Genomic DNA, 17,526 nt, shown 5'->3' with positions numbered 1-17,526 from the left:
TTATGATTAATCTGATAATAGATGCATCCCGGTATCTGATGATACTGCTGATCGCTTTATACACATATTTAAATTTTAGATATTTTTCTTTTCAGGATGATAAGAGAAAAAACAGCATTTGCAGGCGGCAGAACATTTTGATGTTTCTGATTCATCTTCTGGCCTATGGAATCATCTGGCTGGAGACAGAAGATGAGCGGATGCTTGTTTTTTATGGAGCACAGGTCCTGTTCTTTTTTGCTTACCTTTTTTTATACCGGCTGTTTTACAGAAACTTATCAAAGCTACTGGTTAATAATATGTGTATGCTTCTATCCATAGGATTTATTATGCTTACCAGATTGTCATTTGACAAAGCGGTGAAGCAGTTTACCATTGTGGTTGTGGCGGCGGCAGTAACCTGTATTATACCATTTATCATTGACAGGGTATGGCAGCTAAGTAAGATCCCCTGGGTTTATGGCATAGGAGGTGTAATCCTTCTTGGAGTCGTGTGTGTCGCTGGAACCACAAGCTATGGAGCCCAGCTTTCCATCGGGGTAGCTGGATTTTCCTTCCAGCCGTCTGAATTTGTAAAGATCAGCTATGTTTTTTTTATCGCTACCATGTTTTACCGCTCTGTCAGTAACCGGACAATTCTTTTAGTCAGTGGTGTTTCTGCGCTTCATGTGCTGATACTGGTACTCTCCAAGGATTTAGGCAGTGCACTGATATTCTTTATCACCTATGTGTTTATGCTTTTTATAGCAACCGGTAAATGGCGATACTTACTTGGAGGAACGGTGGGAGGAATTTTAGCGTCTACACTTGCATTCCAGTTATTTAGTCATGTAAAGACCAGGGTTGCGGCGTGGCTGAATCCATGGTCTGATATCGCGGGAAAAGGATATCAGATCAGTCAGTCCCTGTTTGCCATTGGAACAGGCGGCTGGTTTGGGATGGGGCTTTACCGTGGGATGCCAAGAAAAATCCCGGTTGTGGAAAAAGATTTTATATTTTCCGCCATATCAGAGGAAATGGGTGGCATTTTTGCCCTCTGTGTCCTCTTAATATGCCTTGGCTGCTTTTTACAGTTTATGATGATTGCAGGGAATATGCAGGCCGTATTTTATAAACTTATCGCCTTTGGGCTGGGTATGATCTACGCAATCCAGGTCTTTTTAACAGTAGGGGGAGTGACCAAATTCATCCCTTCAACTGGTGTTACCCTTCCTCTTGTCAGTTATGGGGGAAGTTCGGTGCTAAGTACCTTTATTATATTTGGAATTATCCAGGGACTTTACATTCTAAAGCGCAATGAAGAGGAAGAGGACCAATATGAAAGCTAATGCGAATCCAAAAGCAAATCATCAGATCTTAATTCTAACCTATGGTATTGTTTTGCTATTTATAGGTCTGGTGGTTTATTATGGATACTTTCTTCAGGTGAAGAGCGACAGTGTAATTAATAATTCCTATAATGCCAGGCTGGACAGCTTCGCAGACCGGGTAGTAAGGGGAGAGATCAGAAGCAGTAACGGTCAGGTTCTTGCCCGGACTGATGTGGACGGGGAAGGGCATGAGACCAGGGTTTACCCATTCGATTCTATGTTTGCCCATGCAGTGGGATATTCGGTTAACGGAAAGACCGGGCTGGAGGCCCAGTCTAATTTCTATCTGCTTACCAGCCATGTCAATATCATTGAACAGGTAATTAATGAATTGTCTTCAAGGAAAAATCAGGGAGATAACGTGGTGACAACCCTGGATGTGGATCTTCAGAAAAAGGCATATGAAGCGCTTGGAAAAAGAAATGGGGCAATTGTTGTAATGGAACCAGATACGGGTAAGATTCTTGCCATGGTGTCAAAGCCTGATTATAATCCCAACACGATTTTAAGCGACTGGAATAGTCTGGTTGCAGAAGAAAATACATCAGGACAGCTGTTAAACCGGGCAACCCAGGGACTATATCCGCCAGGGTCCACATTTAAGATTGTTACGGCCCTGGAATACATCCGTGAAAATCCTGAAAACTATAAAGATTATGTTTTTGACTGTGACGGGATTTATGAAAATGGGGATTACTCCATCAAATGCTATCATGAGACCGCCCATGGACATCAGAATTTTACCCAGGCATTTGCCAACTCCTGCAACGGAGCTTTTTCAAATCTTGGCCTTATGATGGATTTAAACGGATTAAGGAACACTTCCGAGCAGTTGCTGTTTAACACAGATCTTTCTTTGCCGTTTCCTTCCAACAGAAGTTCTTATATTATGGCACCAGGGGCAGATACGTGGCAGATACTTCAGACTGCCATAGGCCAGGGTCAGACCCAGATTACTCCTCTTCATAATGCCATGATTACTGCAGCAATAGCCAACGGGGGGACTCTGATGAAGCCTTATCTGATTGATCATGTGGAGAATGCCGGAGGAGATATTATTAAGAAATTTGTGCCCCAGGCTTATGGAAATATCATGACTGCGCAAGAATCAGCCAAAATGACAGAACTGATGCAGGCTGTGATCACGGAAGGAACTGGATCTGCTCTTCGGACAGATGCCTATACAGTAGCAGGAAAGACGGGGTCAGCGGAATTTGATAAAAACAAAGAAACTCATGCCTGGTTTGTGGGATATGCTCCTGCAGAGCATCCAAAGATAGCCGTCAGTGTGATTGTAGAAGAGGGAGGATCTGGGGGAAAAACTGCTGCACCCATCGCCAGATCGCTTTTTGATTTATATTTTTCCAGATAAGGACAGCGATTACACACTTGCATATCATTATAAAAAGAGGTATACTATAGCCAGTCTGTGAGACACACCAAAATCGGGATCCCCATGGATTCACGGTTTCACTCTGGAGGAATTGCAATGATAGAAGCAACGAGTTGTGGCGGTGTGGTTATTTTTCGAGGTAAAATTCTGGTTTTATATAAGAATTACAAAAACAAGTATGAAGGTTGGGTTTTGCCGAAGGGAACAGTAGAAGCGGGTGAAGAGTATAAAGAGACGGCACTTCGGGAAGTTAAGGAAGAGACCGGAGTAAGTGCGTCCATTATCAAGTACATTGGTAAGAGTCAGTATTCTTTCAATACGCCTCAGGATATGGTGGAAAAGGATGTATACTGGTATCTCATGATGGCCGACAGCTATTACAGTAAACCACAGCGGGAAGAATATTTTATTGATTCAGGATACTATAAGTTCCATGAAGCGTATCATCTTCTGAAGTTTTCCAATGAAAAGCAGATTTTGGAAAAAGCATACAATGAATATCTGGATTTGAAGAAGAGCAACCTTTGGGGTAATAAAAAGTATTTCTGAAAGAAGTCAGAGCTGTTTTCCTGACTGTAAAAAGAGCCGGAAAAGCTTCTGCCAAAACTTTTCCGGCTCTTCTCTATTTGATTGTTAAAATGTTAATTCCAGATCTCTGAATTTAGCCATCAGTGTCTCTGGATTAAGTTCAAAGATCAGTCCTTCCCGTTTTTCACTTTCCATAACTCTGCCTAAATAGGAACAATGATTAACCATAGGGTCTTCGTGACGTTCAGAGATAATATCCAGATCCTCAACAGCCACGATTTCGTCTACAACCATACCCCACTGGATACCATCAAGTATTAAAACCATCTCTTTATAAATAGTAGAACGGAACAGATCCTTTGTCTGATCCAGAAGTTTTAAAATAACCGGCATGGATTCGCCTTTTACCCGCTTTAAGACCGTTTGCAGACATTCGGATTCCTGGCAGTTTTCACAGTCTCTTTTGCAGTCTTCTGCTTCAGCAGCTGCCTTATGGAGTTTCTCATGAGGCTCTTCGATTTTTTTTAAATGATTGATAATTGACTGATTATCCGTGGTAAAATTATCGTACCATTTTCCAAATGCACACTGGTGGGAATCTTTTGCCAGCTTAAAGGAGCCGCCTTCTTTGATATATCTTTCAAGCTCATTGACCCAGTTGATATGATCCTGTTTTCTGGCATCAATCATCTGTTCAAAGTCTTTGCATTCTTCTACGATGGGCTTTAAACCAAACGTAATGCGTAAATCCATCATATTTATGACCTGGTTCCGGTACTTAAACATTCCGGTGACATTCGCTGGTGCGGCAGGAATGGTACTGTATTCCGGCAACTGTAAAATTGTGGATATGTATTTGCTGTTTATGCAGTATAAAGAACCTGCAATTTTAAATATAATGTAGGGGCATTTAATCTCTTTTTCCATTCTCTTACGTACCTTACCTTTTTTATTTGCTGTTAATGTTTATTATAAATCTTATTTCCCTATACTTCAACGGGTTTTTGGAAAATATATGTTAAAACTTGGTGAATGTACTATGAATAACTGGAAAATCAGGGTATAATGAGTTAGGATATCTGATTAGATAAGCTTGGAGGAGAGAATTATGCTAAAGTATTTCAGCGGAGATATCTTTAATTCCGATGCGGACATTATCTGTCATCAGGTGAATTGCCAGGGAGTATTTGGACGGGGAATTGCCGGGCAGATTAAAACGATGTTTCCTGAGGTAGAGAAGACATATCGGATTATTACAAAACAGTGGCAGGAGCAGGCCGGCGGAATTACCTCCGGTTTATTAGGCAGGGTTTCAGCGCAGCCGGTTGAATTAAATGGCCGGTGGTTTCTGATTGCCAATCTTTACGGACAGGATAATTATGGGAAGAATGGAATTTATACGGATTATAGAGCGCTTTTGAAGGCTGTAACTGAGATCCGGGATTTTGTAGATGTCAGAGGAAAACTGGAAAAAGTGGCATTTCCCTATGGTATCGGCTGTGGGAATGCAGGTGGAGACTGGAATAAAGTGGAAGAGATTATTAATAGCTGCTTTTCCGATTACCAAGGTGAAGTTCAAATTTGGAAAAATGATTCACAATCATAGATATATCATTGCAGCATAAAGTCAGCAAAAATATCCGGGAGGAACGAATATGGCAAAAGTCAGCTCTTTAAGCCGCAGTATCACTGCTTTTTATGTGGAATGGAGTGCGCTCAATCACTATTTATCATCTTATGAATGCGATAGAAATGGTCTGCCCTATGTTGGATTTTCAGACCCCCGCGTTCAAAAGCTGTGGAAGGGATTGTCTGCTCAGGAGCGGAAGGAAATTATGAAACGGCTGGGCGCAAAGAATGAAACGGAATTGCAGAATTATTTTACTTAATTCCGTCTGGAACGGAAAAGAATGGAGTTTATAGATGTCAGAAAATAAATTTGTGGTTGTAGATGGCTCATCCATGCTGTCAACCTGTTATTATGCGGTTTTGCCCAGAGAAATTATGTTTGCCAAGACAGAAGAGGAAAAACTGAAGCATTATGATAAGATTCTTCATTCAAAGGATGGAACGTATACCAATGCGATCTTTGGTATGCTTAAGATGATAGTGTCCCTTATGAAGAAGCAGCAGCCTGACCACATCGCCTTTGTTTTTGATAAAACCAGAGATACCTTTCGCAGAGAACTGTATTCCCAGTATAAAGGGACTAGAGGAACAACACCAGATCCGTTAAAAGAACAGTTTGCACTCATGGAACGTATTTTGGAGGAAGCAGGATTTAAGGTGCTTTACTGTGATCAGTATGAAGCCGATGATTATGCAGGAAGTCTGGTTATGAAATTCAGGGATCAGATCCCCATGGTTGTTTTGACCAAGGATCATGATTACCTTCAGCTGGTAAGTGATGAGCATAATGTCCGTGCGTGGATGGTTCAGTCCCGCCAGGAGAAAGCGGACGAGCTTTATAAAAAGTATTATTCTTTTTACGGTATTGGAAAAGAAGAAATTAATCTTCCGGAAAAAGTATTCGAATATACATCGGATACAGTTTTGCATGAAGAAGGCGTAGTGCCGGAGCAGATTCCGGATTTAAAAGGAATACAGGGTGATGCTTCTGATAATATTCCGGGGGTAAAAGGGGTCAGCAGTGCAGCGCCATTACTGCTTCGGGAATATGGAACTGTTGAGAACATTTATGCTGCCATACACGAAGCGGAATCAGACAAAAAGCGGTTAAAGGATCTTCAGGATTTTTGGAAAAATGATCTGGGCATTTCAAGATCACCGTATAAAGCCATGACGAAGACCAGCGAAGAAGAACTTTGCGGTGAAAAGGCTGCCTTATTATCTAAAATTCTTGCTACCATGAAAACAGATATTGAAATCGATTTTCAATTAGAAGATTTTAACGTTTCTTCTTATATGGAAGAGAAGATCCGGGAATGGCTGATAAAGCTGGATATAAAAGAAGCTTCCATCTTTGGCAGCGGAAAATAAACCCGTTCCGGTATTTTTTCAATGGGTTTGGAGACAATCATACAGAATGTCCCGATTTTTTTGTAAAGGAGAAATAATAATGAATAAAACTTATGAAAACTTATCTTTTATATTAGAAAAGACAATGGCTCTGCAGACTGCTCTTGTTCTTTTTGAGTGGGATAATGAGACACTGGCTCCGGAAGAATCAGGACCTTATACTGCCAGAGTGATTGGTACTCTTTCTGAGGAGTATTACGGATTTATGACTGGTGATGAAATGGGAGACGCCATTGCAGCGTGTGAAAAAGAATCTGATTTATCTGAGATCCAGCAGGCAGTTTTAAAAGGCGCAAAGGAAGCCAGAGAGGAACTGATCTGTATTCCAAAAGCGGAATACAGGGAGAATGCCCAGCTCATAGCAGAAGCAGCGAGAGTGTGGTTTAAGGCAAAAAAGAACGAAGATTACGAATCATTTCTGCCTACGTTAGAAAAGGTAATTAATTATAAAAGAAAAGTCGCCTCTTATCGAAAGAAAGAGGGACAGAAGCTTTACGATGTCCTTCTTGCAGAATACGAGAAGGGCTTTGATACAGAGCTTTTGGATGAATTTTTCGGTAGACTGAAGGAAGAGATCATTCCTCTTTTAAAAGAAATTAAAGAGAATGGAAAAGAAATTGACGATTCCTTTCTCACTGGAGGATACCCCAAAGAAAAGCAGGAGGAGATGGCTCGGTTCCTTGCTGAGTATATTGGGTTTGACTTTCACAAAGGCGTTTTGTCTGAGAGCGCCCACCCATTCACAACCAATCTTCACAATCATGATGTCCGCATCACAACCAGTTATCATGATAAGATGGACAGCTCCATGTTTTCTGTGATTCATGAAGGCGGTCATGGACTTTATGAATTGGGAATTAGTGATGAGATTACTCAGACGCCTGTGGGACAGGGAACTTCTATGGGTATGCATGAATCCCAGTCCAGATTTTATGAAAATATCATTGGCCGTAATCCCAACTTCTGGATTCCTCTTTATGATAAATTAAAAGAACTTTATCCTGACAAGCTTGTTTCTGTGCCCATCGATCAGTATATGGAAGCCATTAACAAGGTTGATCCCGGATTTATCCGTACAGAAGCAGATGAACTGACTTACAGCCTCCACATTATGATCCGCTATGAACTGGAGAAGATGATTATGGAAGAAGATGTGGACTTAAAGAAACTGCCGGAAATCTGGGCTGATAAATATGAAGAATATCTGGGAATCCGTCCAGAACAGGTTTCAAAAGGGATTTTGCAGGATATTCACTGGTCACAGGGACTGTTTGGTTATTTCCCCTCCTATGCACTTGGGAATGCCTTTGGAGCACAGCTTTATTTCCATATGAAGAAAGAGATGGATTTTGACCAGCTTTTAAGAGATGGAAAGATGGATGTAATCAGAGAATATCTGCGGAGCCATATTCATCAGTACGGAAAGATGAAGACAAGCCGTGAGATTTTAAAGGCAGCAACAGGTGAGGACTTTACTCCCGAATATTTCATTGATTACCTGAAAGAAAAGTACCGCAAGATTTACGGTTTATCATAATAATACATGCCTGCAGATAAAATATAATCAGGACACATACGCGGGAATTTATAAACGTATGAGAAAAGAGGTTGATTATGGGAAATATCAGAACAAGTGCTATAGAACTCATTGGCAATACTCCTTTGCTGGAACTTTCCAATTATGAAAGGAAGCATGAGCTGAAGGCTCGTGTCATTGCAAAGCTGGAATATTTTAATCCGGCAGGCAGTGTGAAAGACAGAGCAGCATTAGCCATGATTGAGGCTGGAGAAAAAGATGGTACAATTAAACCAGGTGCCACCATTATTGAACCTACTTCCGGGAATACCGGGATCGGTATTGCCAGCATTGCTGCCATGAAAGGCTACCGTGCAATCCTTACTATGCCAGAGACCATGAGTGTAGAAAGAAGGAATCTTTTAAAAGCGTATGGGGCTGAAATTGTGCTTACAGAGGGAACAAAAGGAATGAGAGGCGCAATTGAAAAAGCAGAAGAGCTGCAAAAGGAGATAGAAGGTTCGGTTATCATGGGACAGTTCGATAATCCTGCTAATCCAAGAATACACCGTGAAACAACCGGACCTGAAATATGGGCGGATACAGATGGAAAAGTCGATGTATTTGTTGCAGGAATTGGTACTGGAGGAACAATCACTGGTGTTGGGGAATTTTTAAAAGGTAAGAACCCGGATATCAGGATTATTGGAGTGGAACCGGCAGGATCACCCATACTTTCAGGCGGAAAGCCAGGCCCTCATGGAATCCAGGGAATTGGAGCTGGTTTTATTCCAACCGTACTCAATAAGGATATATACGATGAAATTATACCGGTAGAGAATAATGACGCATATGAAACCGGAAAAGAGATCGCTAAGACAGAGGGAATTCTCGTAGGTATCTCCTCTGCCGCAGCTGTATGGGCCGGGAAAGAAGTGGCGAAACGGCCTGAATTCCAAGGCAAAACAATCGTAGTGCTTCTTCCTGACACAGGTGACAGATATTTGTCAACGCCCCTTTTTTCTTAGATCGCCCGTAATAAAAAGCCAGGGATTCTTAAGGGAATCACTGGCTTTCCTAAGTTATGTTCCATCTTTCCAATTCTCTGAATAATAATAATTGATTTCGGCTCCGAAAAACAGGATGGAGATGCAGGAATAAAGCCATAACATTAAAAGGACGATGGCTGTCAGGCTTCCGTACATCACTGAATAGTTGCTGAAGTTACTAAAGTAGATAGAAAAAGCAAAGGAGAAACCGATCCAGCCAAGGGTAGAAAAGACGGCACCCGGCAGCTGCTTCATAAATTGCTGTTTCTTTTCAGGTACATAGGTATAAAGCATGGCAAAACACAAGGTGAGAATAAATAAAAGCATGGTGCGAAAGCTGATAACATATCGGGTGATCTCACCAAGGATAGGAAAATGATGGTTCATAAATGACTGTATGGAACCTCCCAGTACCAGAAGTACAAGCGTCAGAAGACAGATGATAATAAATACAACCGTATAACAGGCACAGACAAAACGGGTCATTAGATAGCTCCGCTTGTTCTCCTGACCGAAAACACGGTTTAATCCACGCTCTATGCTCAACATGCCTCTGGAAGCGGACCAGATCGCGGCTATGGCAGTGGCAGATAAAATTGCCGCTGGAGTATGAGTATAAAGATCTTCAATTACGGTAACGATGACGCTGTCAATCTCTAAGGTGCTTGGAATGATTGTGATTAAAACCTGGAGCAGGTTTGCTTTTGTAATAGAGGGGATAAACTGAATCATTGCTAATAACAGCATAATAAACGGAAAAGCAGCAATTATGGTAAAAAATGATGCCTGTGCTGCATAGACAGTCATTTCATCTCTGGTAAATTTGTCGTAAATCTGCTTGCAGCGCAATAACAAACGTATCATAATAAACTCTTCCCTTCTTATCTTGTATAAGCATATTAACATGGCAGAAAGAAAATATCAAGGGATCACCTTTTTGGCAAAAAAGAAAGAGAGGACGGATGCATGGAACTCATTCCTGCAAAGACAATTGTAACAAAAACAAAGGATTCCGGGTGGTTCGGGATTGATTATAATATGAATATTTACAGGGGTTGCAGCCATGGGTGTATATACTGTGACAGCCGTTCGGACTGTTATGGAATAGACCATTTTGATCAGGTTCGGGTCAAAGAGGATGCGCTGCAAATTATCCGGGATGATTTAAGACGAAAGGTAAAAACCGGAGTGGTGGGCACTGGGGCTATGAGCGATCCTTATAATCCACTGGAAAAGGATTTGGAACTTACCAGACATGCACTGGAATTAATTGATGCCTTTGGTTTTGGTGCAGCGATTGCCACAAAAAGCAACCTGCTTACCAGAGACATAGATATACTGGAGAGTATCGCAGAGCATTCACCTGTACTGTTAAAGGTTACGGTTACAACCACTGACGATGCCCTGGCGGCTAAATTAGAACCAAGAGTTTCCAGACCCTCTGACCGGTTGTCTCTCATTGCGGCGTTAAAGGATGGGGGGCTGTTTGCAGGGATTCTCCTCATGCCCGTGCTTCCTTTTTTAGAGGATCATGAGGAGAATATACGTTCAATCATAAATGCCGCAAAAGAAACCGGTGCCGATTTTATCTATCCGGCTTTTGGAGTTACACTTCGCAACAATCAAAGAGAATGGTATTACGACCGCTTAAGAGAGTTGTTTCCCGGGGAACATCTTGACGAAAAATATATGAAACAGTATAAGAATAATTATCATTGCACCAGTCCCAAAGCGCGTAAATTATGGCAAATATTTTCTGAAGAGTGTGAGCGCAACAGGATTCTGTATAAGATGCCTGATATCATTCATGCTTATAAGAAAAACTACCAGATAACCCAGTTAAGCCTGTTTGATTAAAGCATACCGTTCTGACAACCAAAACTATTTACAAATTCTCTGGCTATGTTTGAAACATAGCCATTTTTTTTATAAACTGCTGCAATCTGAGTGACTGTATCAGGAGAATCAATCTCCTTAAACATAAGGTTATCCTGCAACGTAATATCACAGATGGATTGGGGCACCAGTGCGATCCCAAGTCCGGCTTTTGCCCATTGAAGGCAGGTTCTTGCATCGTCATTACGGCAGAATATATCCGGTTCTATGCCGCTGTTTTGAAATGCAAGAGATATGATGGAATCAAATCTGCGGTAATAAATCAGAGGCTTTCCAGTTAATCCGGTAATTCTTACTTTGTTATCTGATATCTCCGGAAAAAAATCTGGAATTCCCACTGCCATAATGGGTTCTTTCTTGCCATAGACACATTCCAGTCCTTCCGGATTAAAAGGTGTCCTTATAATAGAACACTCAACCAATCCGTTTTTCATCTTCTCCAAAAGCTCATAGGTGTTTCCCTCTGTCACTTCAAACCGGACACCTGGATGATCAGCTGTAAAATGTTTCAGAAAATCCACAAGAACTGTTCCCGCAGAGGAGATGACACCCAGCTTTAAAAGACCTCTGGCAGAAGAGGGAAAGTGTTTTAAATCTTCTGATACGGAGTCCATCAGAGATAAAATATCTCTTGCTTTAAAATATAAATAAGTGCCTGCTTCTGTAAGTTCTGTTTTTTTCGCTCCCCGTTCAAAAAGTTTAACTCCCAACTCCTCTTCCAATAGCATGATCTGCTTGCTTAAAGGCGGCTGGGATATTCCCAGTTTCTTTGCGGCAGCTGTGAAACTGCCGGTCTCTGAAATGACTGTAAAATAATAAAGCTGTTTTGAATTAATCGGAACCATATGGTACATCCTCTATTCATAAGATTTTCAATTTGTGCTTGTATTATTATATCAAAATGGTATAATAATACAAGGCATTATTCTAAAAAAGTATTGATTACGGAGGAAAAGGAAAATGAAAAAGCTCCTTAAATATCTAAATGAGTATAAGCTGGAAAGTATTCTGGGGCCTTTGTTTAAACTTCTGGAGGCCAGCTTTGAGCTTTTAGTGCCTTTGGTTATGGCCAGAGTGATAGATATTGGAATTAAGAATCACGATCTCCACTATATTCTTTCTATGGGCGGATTGCTGGTGTTGTTAGGTATTATAGGACTTGCCTGCTCCATTACTGCCCAGTACTTTGCAGCAAAGGCAGCAGCCGGATTTGGTACATCAGTGAGAAATGATTTATTTGCCCATATCAACAGCCTGTCTTATCAGGAAATTGATACCGTAGGAACTGCCACTTTGATTACACGAATGACCAGCGATGTGAATCAGGTTCAATCAGGGGTCAATCTGTTTTTGCGGTTATTTCTCCGTTCCCCCTTTGTGGTATTCGGTGCAATGATCATGGCATTTACCATAGATTTTAAGGCTGCTCTTATATTTGCGGTTTCCATACCTGTGCTTTCTGTTGTAGTATTTGGCATTATGATTATAAGTATGCCTTTATATAAGAAAGTACAAAAACAGCTGGACCGGGTTTTACTGACTGCAAGAGAAAATTTAGGCGGAGTCCGTGTAATTCGTGCCTTTAACCGTCAGAATGATGAAATCAGCCGGTTTGATGAAGAAAATGGCATGCTGGTAAAATTTCAGGTATTTGTAGGAAAGATCTCTGCAATGATGAATCCTCTTACTTATGTCATTATTAACCTTGCAATCATAGTTCTGATTAACACTGGTGCAAACCGTGTTGAATCAGGTATCATTACCCAGGGGCAGGTGGTGGCTCTGGTGAATTATATGTCTCAGATTCTGGTAGAGCTGGTTAAACTGGCAAACTTGATTATCACCATATCAAAAGCGCTGGCCTGTGCCAACCGGATCAGCTCCGTATTTTCCATGGAATCGGGAATCAGGGAGACAAATCACGATATTGTGAAGGAAGAAGCAGATGTACCCAAGGTGGAATTTGATCAAGTCAGTCTTTTTTATCAGGGCGCAAAAGCAGAATCACTGGCCGGAATTAAATTTCTGGCTATGAAAGGTGAAACAATTGGAATTATAGGCGGAACCGGTTCGGGTAAAACTACTCTGGTAAATTTAATTCCCCGATTTTATGATGTATCTAAGGGAAGTGTTAAAGTGGGAGGGATTGACGTCAAAAATTATTCTCTCAGCCAGCTGAGAAATATAGTCGGAATCGTTCCTCAAAGAGCCGTATTATTTAAAGGAAGCATCAGGGAAAACATGCAGTGGGGAAAAAGAGATGCTTCTGACGAAGAGATTTACCGTGCTCTTACCATTGCCCAGGCGAAGGATTTTGTGGATGAGAAGGGCGAAGGTCTTGACTTTATTATAGAGGCAGGAGGTAAGAACTTATCCGGAGGGCAGCGTCAGCGTCTTACCATTGCCAGAGCGGTTGTCAAAGATCCCCAGATTCTCATTTTAGATGACAGCGCTTCAGCTCTGGATTTTGCCACAGATGCCCGCCTTCGTAAGGCAATTAAAGAAGAAACAAAAGACATGACAGTATTTCTGGTATCCCAGAGAGCTTCCACAATCAGAAATGCAGACCGAATCGTCGTTTTAGACGACGGACAGATGGCCGGCTGCGGAAAGCATGGTGATTTAATGGAATCCTGTGAAGTTTACCGTGAAATCTGCCTTTCCCAGCTGTCTGAAAAGGAGGTGCAGTAATATGAATATAAAAAAGCACAAGTCCACAATTAAGCGGATTTTAAATAAGATTGCAAAGTATAAATGGAGTGTTATGGCCTCTCTGTTCTGCGCATTTCTAACTGTGGTTTTTACTTTGTATGTTCCCATATTAATAGGACGTGCAATTGACTGTATTGTAGGAGCAGGACAGGTAGACTTTAACGCCATGGGTATGATACTTTTGCAGATTGCTGTTGTTATACTGATTACTGCTGCAGCACAGTGGGTTATGAGCCACATTAACAATCAGATCACCTACCGTGTAGTAAAGGATATCAGGACCCAGGCATTTAACAAGCTGGAAATTCTTCCTTTAAAGTATATTGATTCTCATGCTCACGGGGATATCATCAGCAGAATCATTGCTGATATTGATCAGTTTTCAGATGGTCTGCTTATGGGTTTTACCCAGCTTTTCACTGGAGTTTTAACAATCCTTGGAACCTTGTTCTTTATGTTTTATATTAACCCGGTGATTGCTGCCTTAGTTGTGCTTGTTACACCGCTGTCCCTGTTTGTTGCCAGCTTTATTGCAAAAAGAACTTACAGCATGTTCCGGATGCAGTCTCAGACCAGAGGAGAGCTGACCTCACTGGTGGAAGAGATGTTAGGCAATCAGAAAGTGGTGAAAGCCTTTGCTTATGAAGATGAAGCCCAGAAGAAATTTGAAGCCATTAATGAAGACCTACGTATATGGGGGCTGAAAGCGACATTTTTCTCCTCCATCACAAACCCGGCAACCCGGTTTGTAAACAGCCTCGTGTATGCGTGTGTAGGAATTGCAGGAGCATTTGCAGCAGTCAATGGCGTTTTATCAGTGGGACAGCTGTCCAGCTTTCTAAGTTATGCCAATCAGTATACAAAGCCGTTTAATGAGATTTCAGGAGTGGTAACAGAGCTTCAGAACGCACTTGCATCTGCTGCCAGGGTATTTGAATTGATCGATGAAGAAATAGAAGTACCAGATGACAGCAACGCGATGGTACTGAATGGTGCAAAGGGTGAGGTGGTACTGGAGCATGTTGACTTCTCCTACAATCCCAGTGTACCTTTGATTGAAGATATGAATCTTCATGCAGGACAGGGAAAGCGGATCGCCATTGTTGGCCCCACAGGCTGCGGAAAAAGTACTGTCATCAACCTGCTTATGCGTTTTTATGATGTAAATGCAGGATCAATCAAGGTTGATGGAAACGATGTGCGGCACATAACCAGAAAAAGTTTAAGATCTGAATATGGAATGGTTCTACAGGAAACCTGGTTAAAGACAGGTACTATAAGAGAGAATATTGCATACGGGAAGCCGGATGCTTCGGAAGAAGAAATTATTACAGCGGCAAAAGAAGCCCATGCCCACAGCTTTATCTTACGAATGCCCCAGGGATATGATACAATCATATCAGAAGACGGAGGAAATTTATCACAGGGACAGAAGCAGCTTTTGTGCATTGCCAGAGTTATGCTCTGCCTGCCGCCAATTCTTATTCTTGATGAGGCGACTTCATCCATTGATACAAGGACGGAATTAAAGATACAAAAGGCATTTGCGAAAATGATGGAAGGGCGCACCAGTTTTATTGTTGCCCATCGTCTTTCCACAATCAAGGAGGCAGATGTCATACTTGTTATGAGAGATGGTCATATTATTGAACAGGGAACTCATGAGGATCTCCTTTCTAAAAATGGTTTTTATGCTCAGCTTTACAATAGCCAGTTTGCGGTATAATTCGGCAGAATAATTATGAATAAGGCACCGGGAAAATATGAATTTTGTATTTTTCTGGTACCTTTTCTTGTATTATTGACATATTTCTTATAAAATAGGGGAGATAGTACGATATCTAATAGAAAGAAACTTAGTAAGAGGGGAAAAAGTATGTTTGAAATTGCTATTTGTGATGATAGTATCGGCGACAGAGAGCGTTTAAAAGAGCGAATTGGAAAAAACATGCCGGAAAGCGACAAGTTCCGCATCCATGAATATGATTCGGGAATCAGTCTTCTGGCAGCCATAAAGAACATCAGATTTTCTATTATATTTCTTGATGTTCAGATGAACGAAATGAATGGAGAAGAAACAGCAATCAGGGTTCGTCAGCTGGATAATAATGTGATACTGGTCTTTTATACGGGTTTTGCAGAACCTTCGCCACGTAGTTTTGAAGTTCAGCCATATCGGTATATTATGAAGAATATGACTGATGAAGTTATGGACCGGTACATAAGGGATTCTCTTGATAAAATGATCGAATTGGGACAGGCACCCCTGCTTTCTGCCAATGTAAACCGGGAGCGCTTGTTTCTAAGAGCAGATGATATTGTTTATATTGAAAAATATAAGAAAAACACCAGAGTCCATATTTCTGAAAGTTCAATCAGAATCTATGGAATAAAAGATTTAGATAGCAGTGATGTTCCGGATATCCGTGTTTCAGAAAGACTGGAAACAATTTACGAGCGCCTTAAAAAATATGGTTTTGGCTATCCTCACGACAGCTATATTATTAACTTTAAATATTTGATCTACTGCACCAGTAAGATATTGCGGCTGAAGGATGTTGATACCATGTTTCAGATAACCAGAAGCAAGGCGCAGGAGTTTCATATGCTGAAGGAAGAATTTATGTTATCAAAATATAAGGATGGCATTTGATATGGGAAATGATTTATTGTCATTAAGAAGGCTTTTATTTTGCGGTGCAGATGTTTATATGATGTGCAGATTTTTTGCCGCTATATATCCTTTTAAAACTTTTGGTATGAAGCGTTATATGATTAGTATAGTTATAACATTATTAATTTTTGTTGAAAATGCAATTGGCAGTGTGGGCCTGAATTTTATTACGATACCACTTTTTTGTTATATTTATGCTCTGCTTTTATTTAAAGTTTCCTTTACAAATGGAATTGCTTATACCATAATTTATTTTGCTTTTGTAGGAGGAAAAGAAGTTCTTTTTGAACTATTATATCGATTTCTTTCATACAATCTGCCTTTTTACATACCTCCATGGTTCACATCAGGTGGAGTATATTTTTTAATATTAGAATATATTGTTGGTATTTTATTTTTAATTTATATTGAAAAATATATTAAAAAAATAAACATAAGGAATAATAATGGATTTTCGTGGTATTTACTGATCCTGCCAATTCTATCCCTTGCTATTTCAAGCAGCTTTTTATATATGGATTTTCCTAAGACTATTGTTTTGCAATTTTTTATGTGCGGTGGAGCGGTATTATTATATCTATCAAATGCAGCAATATTTATCATCCTGGAGAGATATACGGATATGATGAATAAAATAAAATACGCAGAACTTTATTCGGTTAAAAGAGAGATGGAAAATGATCATTTTCAGAATATCTTAAAAATAAATGACCATTACCGCTGCTTTATGCATGATGTTCATTCTTATTTTAACAGTTTTCGTTTATTAGCTTTAAACGGGGAAAACAATAAGATAGTTGAAATTATTGATGAATTAAAGGGTAAAATACAAGAAGAAATTAACATTGTTATTTATAGCAGTAATCCAGTATTTAATGCTATTTTATCTGAACGTGTTTCAAAGGCAAAGGAACTTGAGATACAGTTATCTATGTTTATAGAAAAAAATTTAAATCTGGATTTCATATCAGATTCCGATATGATATCAATGTTCGGTAATCTGCTTGACAATGCGCTGGAGGCAGCTGCAAAATGTGAAGCCGGAAAGCGAATAGTAAATATAAAACTATTTATGGGAACTAATTATTTTCTGATATTCCATATTGAAAATAGTTTTAAAGTGAAAGTCAAAAAGGAGGGGGATAAACTGCTGTCAACAAAAGAAGATTCAAAACATCATGGTTTGGGAGTAGGAATCGTAACATCGTTGGCAGAGAAGTACGGAGGGTCGTTAAATCTTACTCAAAAAGATAATTTATTCGATACAATATTAACGATTTCTGCGTTTTCAGAAGGGCAGTGTGCAAATTTTGGCACTCAACGTGTATAATTTTGGCACTTGACTTGAA

16 protein-coding genes are annotated in these 17,526 nt (G+C 40.4%); 13 read left to right on the top strand and 3 right to left on the bottom strand.

Annotation, left to right across the window (positions count from 1 at the left end; all coding sequences use genetic code 11):
- Positions 1-2: 2 nt before the first annotated feature.
- The 3 genes from ACOAOT_RS10245 to ACOAOT_RS10235 all read left to right on the top strand — a co-directional run bounded on the left by ACOAOT_RS10245 (position 3) and on the right by ACOAOT_RS10235 (position 3,312).
- A complete protein-coding gene (locus ACOAOT_RS10245; RefSeq protein WP_420216892.1) occupies positions 3-1,328 on the top strand; it encodes an FtsW/RodA/SpoVE family cell cycle protein in 1,326 nt (441 codons plus the stop codon).
- Positions 1,318-2,742, top strand: coding sequence for a peptidoglycan D,D-transpeptidase FtsI family protein (locus tag ACOAOT_RS10240; protein WP_420216891.1), 1,425 nt, complete (start codon positions 1,318-1,320; stop codon positions 2,740-2,742). The genes ACOAOT_RS10245 and ACOAOT_RS10240 overlap by 11 nt, the downstream gene beginning before the upstream one ends.
- 117 nt (positions 2,743-2,859) lie before the next feature.
- Positions 2,860-3,312, top strand: a complete 453-nt coding sequence (locus ACOAOT_RS10235) for an NUDIX hydrolase (protein ID WP_097005819.1) — start codon at positions 2,860-2,862, stop codon at positions 3,310-3,312.
- A gap of 84 nt (positions 3,313-3,396) precedes the next feature.
- Here ACOAOT_RS10235 and ACOAOT_RS10230 read toward each other — a convergent pair whose 3' ends face one another.
- Positions 3,397-4,218 (bottom strand): CZB domain-containing protein, encoded by an 822-nt coding sequence (locus tag ACOAOT_RS10230; RefSeq protein WP_420216890.1) that lies wholly within the window; start codon positions 4,216-4,218, stop codon positions 3,397-3,399.
- A gap of 181 nt (positions 4,219-4,399) precedes the next feature.
- Here ACOAOT_RS10230 and ACOAOT_RS10225 point away from each other — a divergent pair, with 181 nt between their 5' ends.
- From ACOAOT_RS10225 to cysK, 5 genes are all read left to right on the top strand, one after another.
- Positions 4,400-4,897 (top strand): macro domain-containing protein, encoded by a 498-nt coding sequence (locus ACOAOT_RS10225; protein ID WP_277407789.1) that lies wholly within the window; start codon positions 4,400-4,402, stop codon positions 4,895-4,897.
- 49 nt (positions 4,898-4,946) lie between these two features.
- Positions 4,947-5,180: a hypothetical protein gene (locus tag ACOAOT_RS10220; RefSeq protein ID WP_104437625.1), complete on the top strand. Its 234-nt coding sequence runs from the start codon at positions 4,947-4,949 to the stop codon at positions 5,178-5,180.
- Between the two features lie 34 nt (positions 5,181-5,214).
- Entirely contained in the window at positions 5,215-6,291 is a 1,077-nt protein-coding gene (locus tag ACOAOT_RS10215; protein WP_420216889.1) for a 5'-3' exonuclease, read from the top strand.
- Between the two features lie 79 nt (positions 6,292-6,370).
- Complete coding sequence (locus ACOAOT_RS10210; RefSeq protein ID WP_420216888.1) at positions 6,371-7,867, top strand: carboxypeptidase M32; 1,497 nt, start codon at positions 6,371-6,373, stop codon at positions 7,865-7,867.
- A 77-nt stretch (positions 7,868-7,944) separates the two neighbouring features.
- A complete protein-coding gene (cysK, locus tag ACOAOT_RS10205) occupies positions 7,945-8,874 on the top strand; it encodes a cysteine synthase A (RefSeq protein WP_420216887.1) in 930 nt (309 codons plus the stop codon).
- Between the two features lie 54 nt (positions 8,875-8,928).
- Here cysK and ACOAOT_RS10200 read toward each other — a convergent pair whose 3' ends face one another.
- The gene (locus ACOAOT_RS10200) at positions 8,929-9,759 is read right to left on the bottom strand and encodes a YihY/virulence factor BrkB family protein (protein WP_420216886.1); all 831 of its coding nucleotides are present in this window, start codon (positions 9,757-9,759) and stop codon (positions 8,929-8,931) included.
- Between the two features lie 102 nt (positions 9,760-9,861).
- On the opposite strand from ACOAOT_RS10200, the gene ACOAOT_RS10195 reads away from it, so the two are divergent.
- Positions 9,862-10,752 carry an SPL family radical SAM protein gene (locus ACOAOT_RS10195; protein ID WP_420216885.1) on the top strand — a complete coding sequence of 297 codons (891 nt, stop codon included), beginning with the start codon at positions 9,862-9,864 and terminating at the stop codon, positions 10,750-10,752.
- Here ACOAOT_RS10195 and ACOAOT_RS10190 read toward each other — a convergent pair.
- On the bottom strand, positions 10,749-11,636 hold the full coding sequence (locus ACOAOT_RS10190; protein ID WP_420216884.1) for a LysR family transcriptional regulator: 888 nt from the start codon (positions 11,634-11,636) through the stop codon (positions 10,749-10,751). The two genes, ACOAOT_RS10195 and ACOAOT_RS10190, sit on opposite strands and share 4 nt — an antisense overlap.
- Positions 11,637-11,751: 115 nt before the next feature.
- On the opposite strand from ACOAOT_RS10190, the gene ACOAOT_RS10185 reads away from it, so the two are divergent.
- The 4 genes from ACOAOT_RS10185 (at position 11,752) to ACOAOT_RS10170 (ending at position 17,507) form a co-directional block, all read left to right on the top strand.
- Positions 11,752-13,482, top strand: a complete 1,731-nt coding sequence (locus ACOAOT_RS10185) for an ABC transporter ATP-binding protein (protein ID WP_420216883.1) — start codon at positions 11,752-11,754, stop codon at positions 13,480-13,482.
- 1 nt (position 13,483) lies between these two features.
- Positions 13,484-15,229 carry an ABC transporter ATP-binding protein gene (locus ACOAOT_RS10180; RefSeq protein ID WP_420216882.1) on the top strand — a complete coding sequence of 582 codons (1,746 nt, stop codon included), beginning with the start codon at positions 13,484-13,486 and terminating at the stop codon, positions 15,227-15,229.
- A gap of 150 nt (positions 15,230-15,379) precedes the next feature.
- Positions 15,380-16,156, top strand: a complete 777-nt coding sequence (locus tag ACOAOT_RS10175) for a LytR/AlgR family response regulator transcription factor (protein WP_420216881.1) — start codon at positions 15,380-15,382, stop codon at positions 16,154-16,156.
- A 1-nt stretch (position 16,157) separates the two neighbouring features.
- Complete coding sequence (locus ACOAOT_RS10170; protein ID WP_420216880.1) at positions 16,158-17,507, top strand: sensor histidine kinase; 1,350 nt, start codon at positions 16,158-16,160, stop codon at positions 17,505-17,507.
- Positions 17,508-17,526 lie beyond the last annotated feature (19 nt).

The organism is Lacrimispora struthionigena, from assembly GCF_048627165.1.
In the GTDB taxonomy this organism is placed as follows: domain Bacteria; phylum Bacillota; class Clostridia; order Lachnospirales; family Lachnospiraceae; genus Lacrimispora.
The sequence above is the reverse complement of the archived record's forward strand: the minus strand, read 5'-3'. Positions and strand labels throughout refer to the sequence as shown.

Excerpts from the sequence above, each read along its gene's own strand:
- ACOAOT_RS10210 (WP_420216888.1), top strand. The coding sequence starts at position 6,371 with ATGAATAAAACTTATGAAAACTTATCTTTTATATTAGAAAAGACAATG.
- ACOAOT_RS10180 (WP_420216882.1), top strand. The coding sequence starts at position 13,484 with ATGAATATAAAAAAGCACAAGTCCACAATTAAGCGGATTTTAAATAAG.
- ACOAOT_RS10240 (WP_420216891.1), top strand. The coding sequence starts at position 1,318 with ATGAAAGCTAATGCGAATCCAAAAGCAAATCATCAGATCTTAATTCTA.
- ACOAOT_RS10195 (WP_420216885.1), top strand. The coding sequence starts at position 9,862 with ATGGAACTCATTCCTGCAAAGACAATTGTAACAAAAACAAAGGATTCC.
- ACOAOT_RS10190 (WP_420216884.1), bottom strand. The coding sequence starts at position 11,636 with ATGGTTCCGATTAATTCAAAACAGCTTTATTATTTTACAGTCATTTCA.
- ACOAOT_RS10170 (WP_420216880.1), top strand. The coding sequence starts at position 16,158 with ATGGGAAATGATTTATTGTCATTAAGAAGGCTTTTATTTTGCGGTGCA.
- ACOAOT_RS10225 (WP_277407789.1), top strand. The coding sequence starts at position 4,400 with ATGCTAAAGTATTTCAGCGGAGATATCTTTAATTCCGATGCGGACATT.
- cysK (WP_420216887.1), top strand. The coding sequence starts at position 7,945 with ATGGGAAATATCAGAACAAGTGCTATAGAACTCATTGGCAATACTCCT.
- ACOAOT_RS10235 (WP_097005819.1), top strand. The coding sequence starts at position 2,860 with ATGATAGAAGCAACGAGTTGTGGCGGTGTGGTTATTTTTCGAGGTAAA.
- ACOAOT_RS10200 (WP_420216886.1), bottom strand. The coding sequence starts at position 9,759 with ATGATACGTTTGTTATTGCGCTGCAAGCAGATTTACGACAAATTTACC.
- ACOAOT_RS10220 (WP_104437625.1), top strand. The coding sequence starts at position 4,947 with ATGGCAAAAGTCAGCTCTTTAAGCCGCAGTATCACTGCTTTTTATGTG.
- ACOAOT_RS10215 (WP_420216889.1), top strand. The coding sequence starts at position 5,215 with ATGTCAGAAAATAAATTTGTGGTTGTAGATGGCTCATCCATGCTGTCA.
- ACOAOT_RS10230 (WP_420216890.1), bottom strand. The coding sequence starts at position 4,218 with ATGGAAAAAGAGATTAAATGCCCCTACATTATATTTAAAATTGCAGGT.
- ACOAOT_RS10175 (WP_420216881.1), top strand. The coding sequence starts at position 15,380 with ATGTTTGAAATTGCTATTTGTGATGATAGTATCGGCGACAGAGAGCGT.
- ACOAOT_RS10245 (WP_420216892.1), top strand. The coding sequence starts at position 3 with ATGATTAATCTGATAATAGATGCATCCCGGTATCTGATGATACTGCTG.
- ACOAOT_RS10185 (WP_420216883.1), top strand. The coding sequence starts at position 11,752 with ATGAAAAAGCTCCTTAAATATCTAAATGAGTATAAGCTGGAAAGTATT.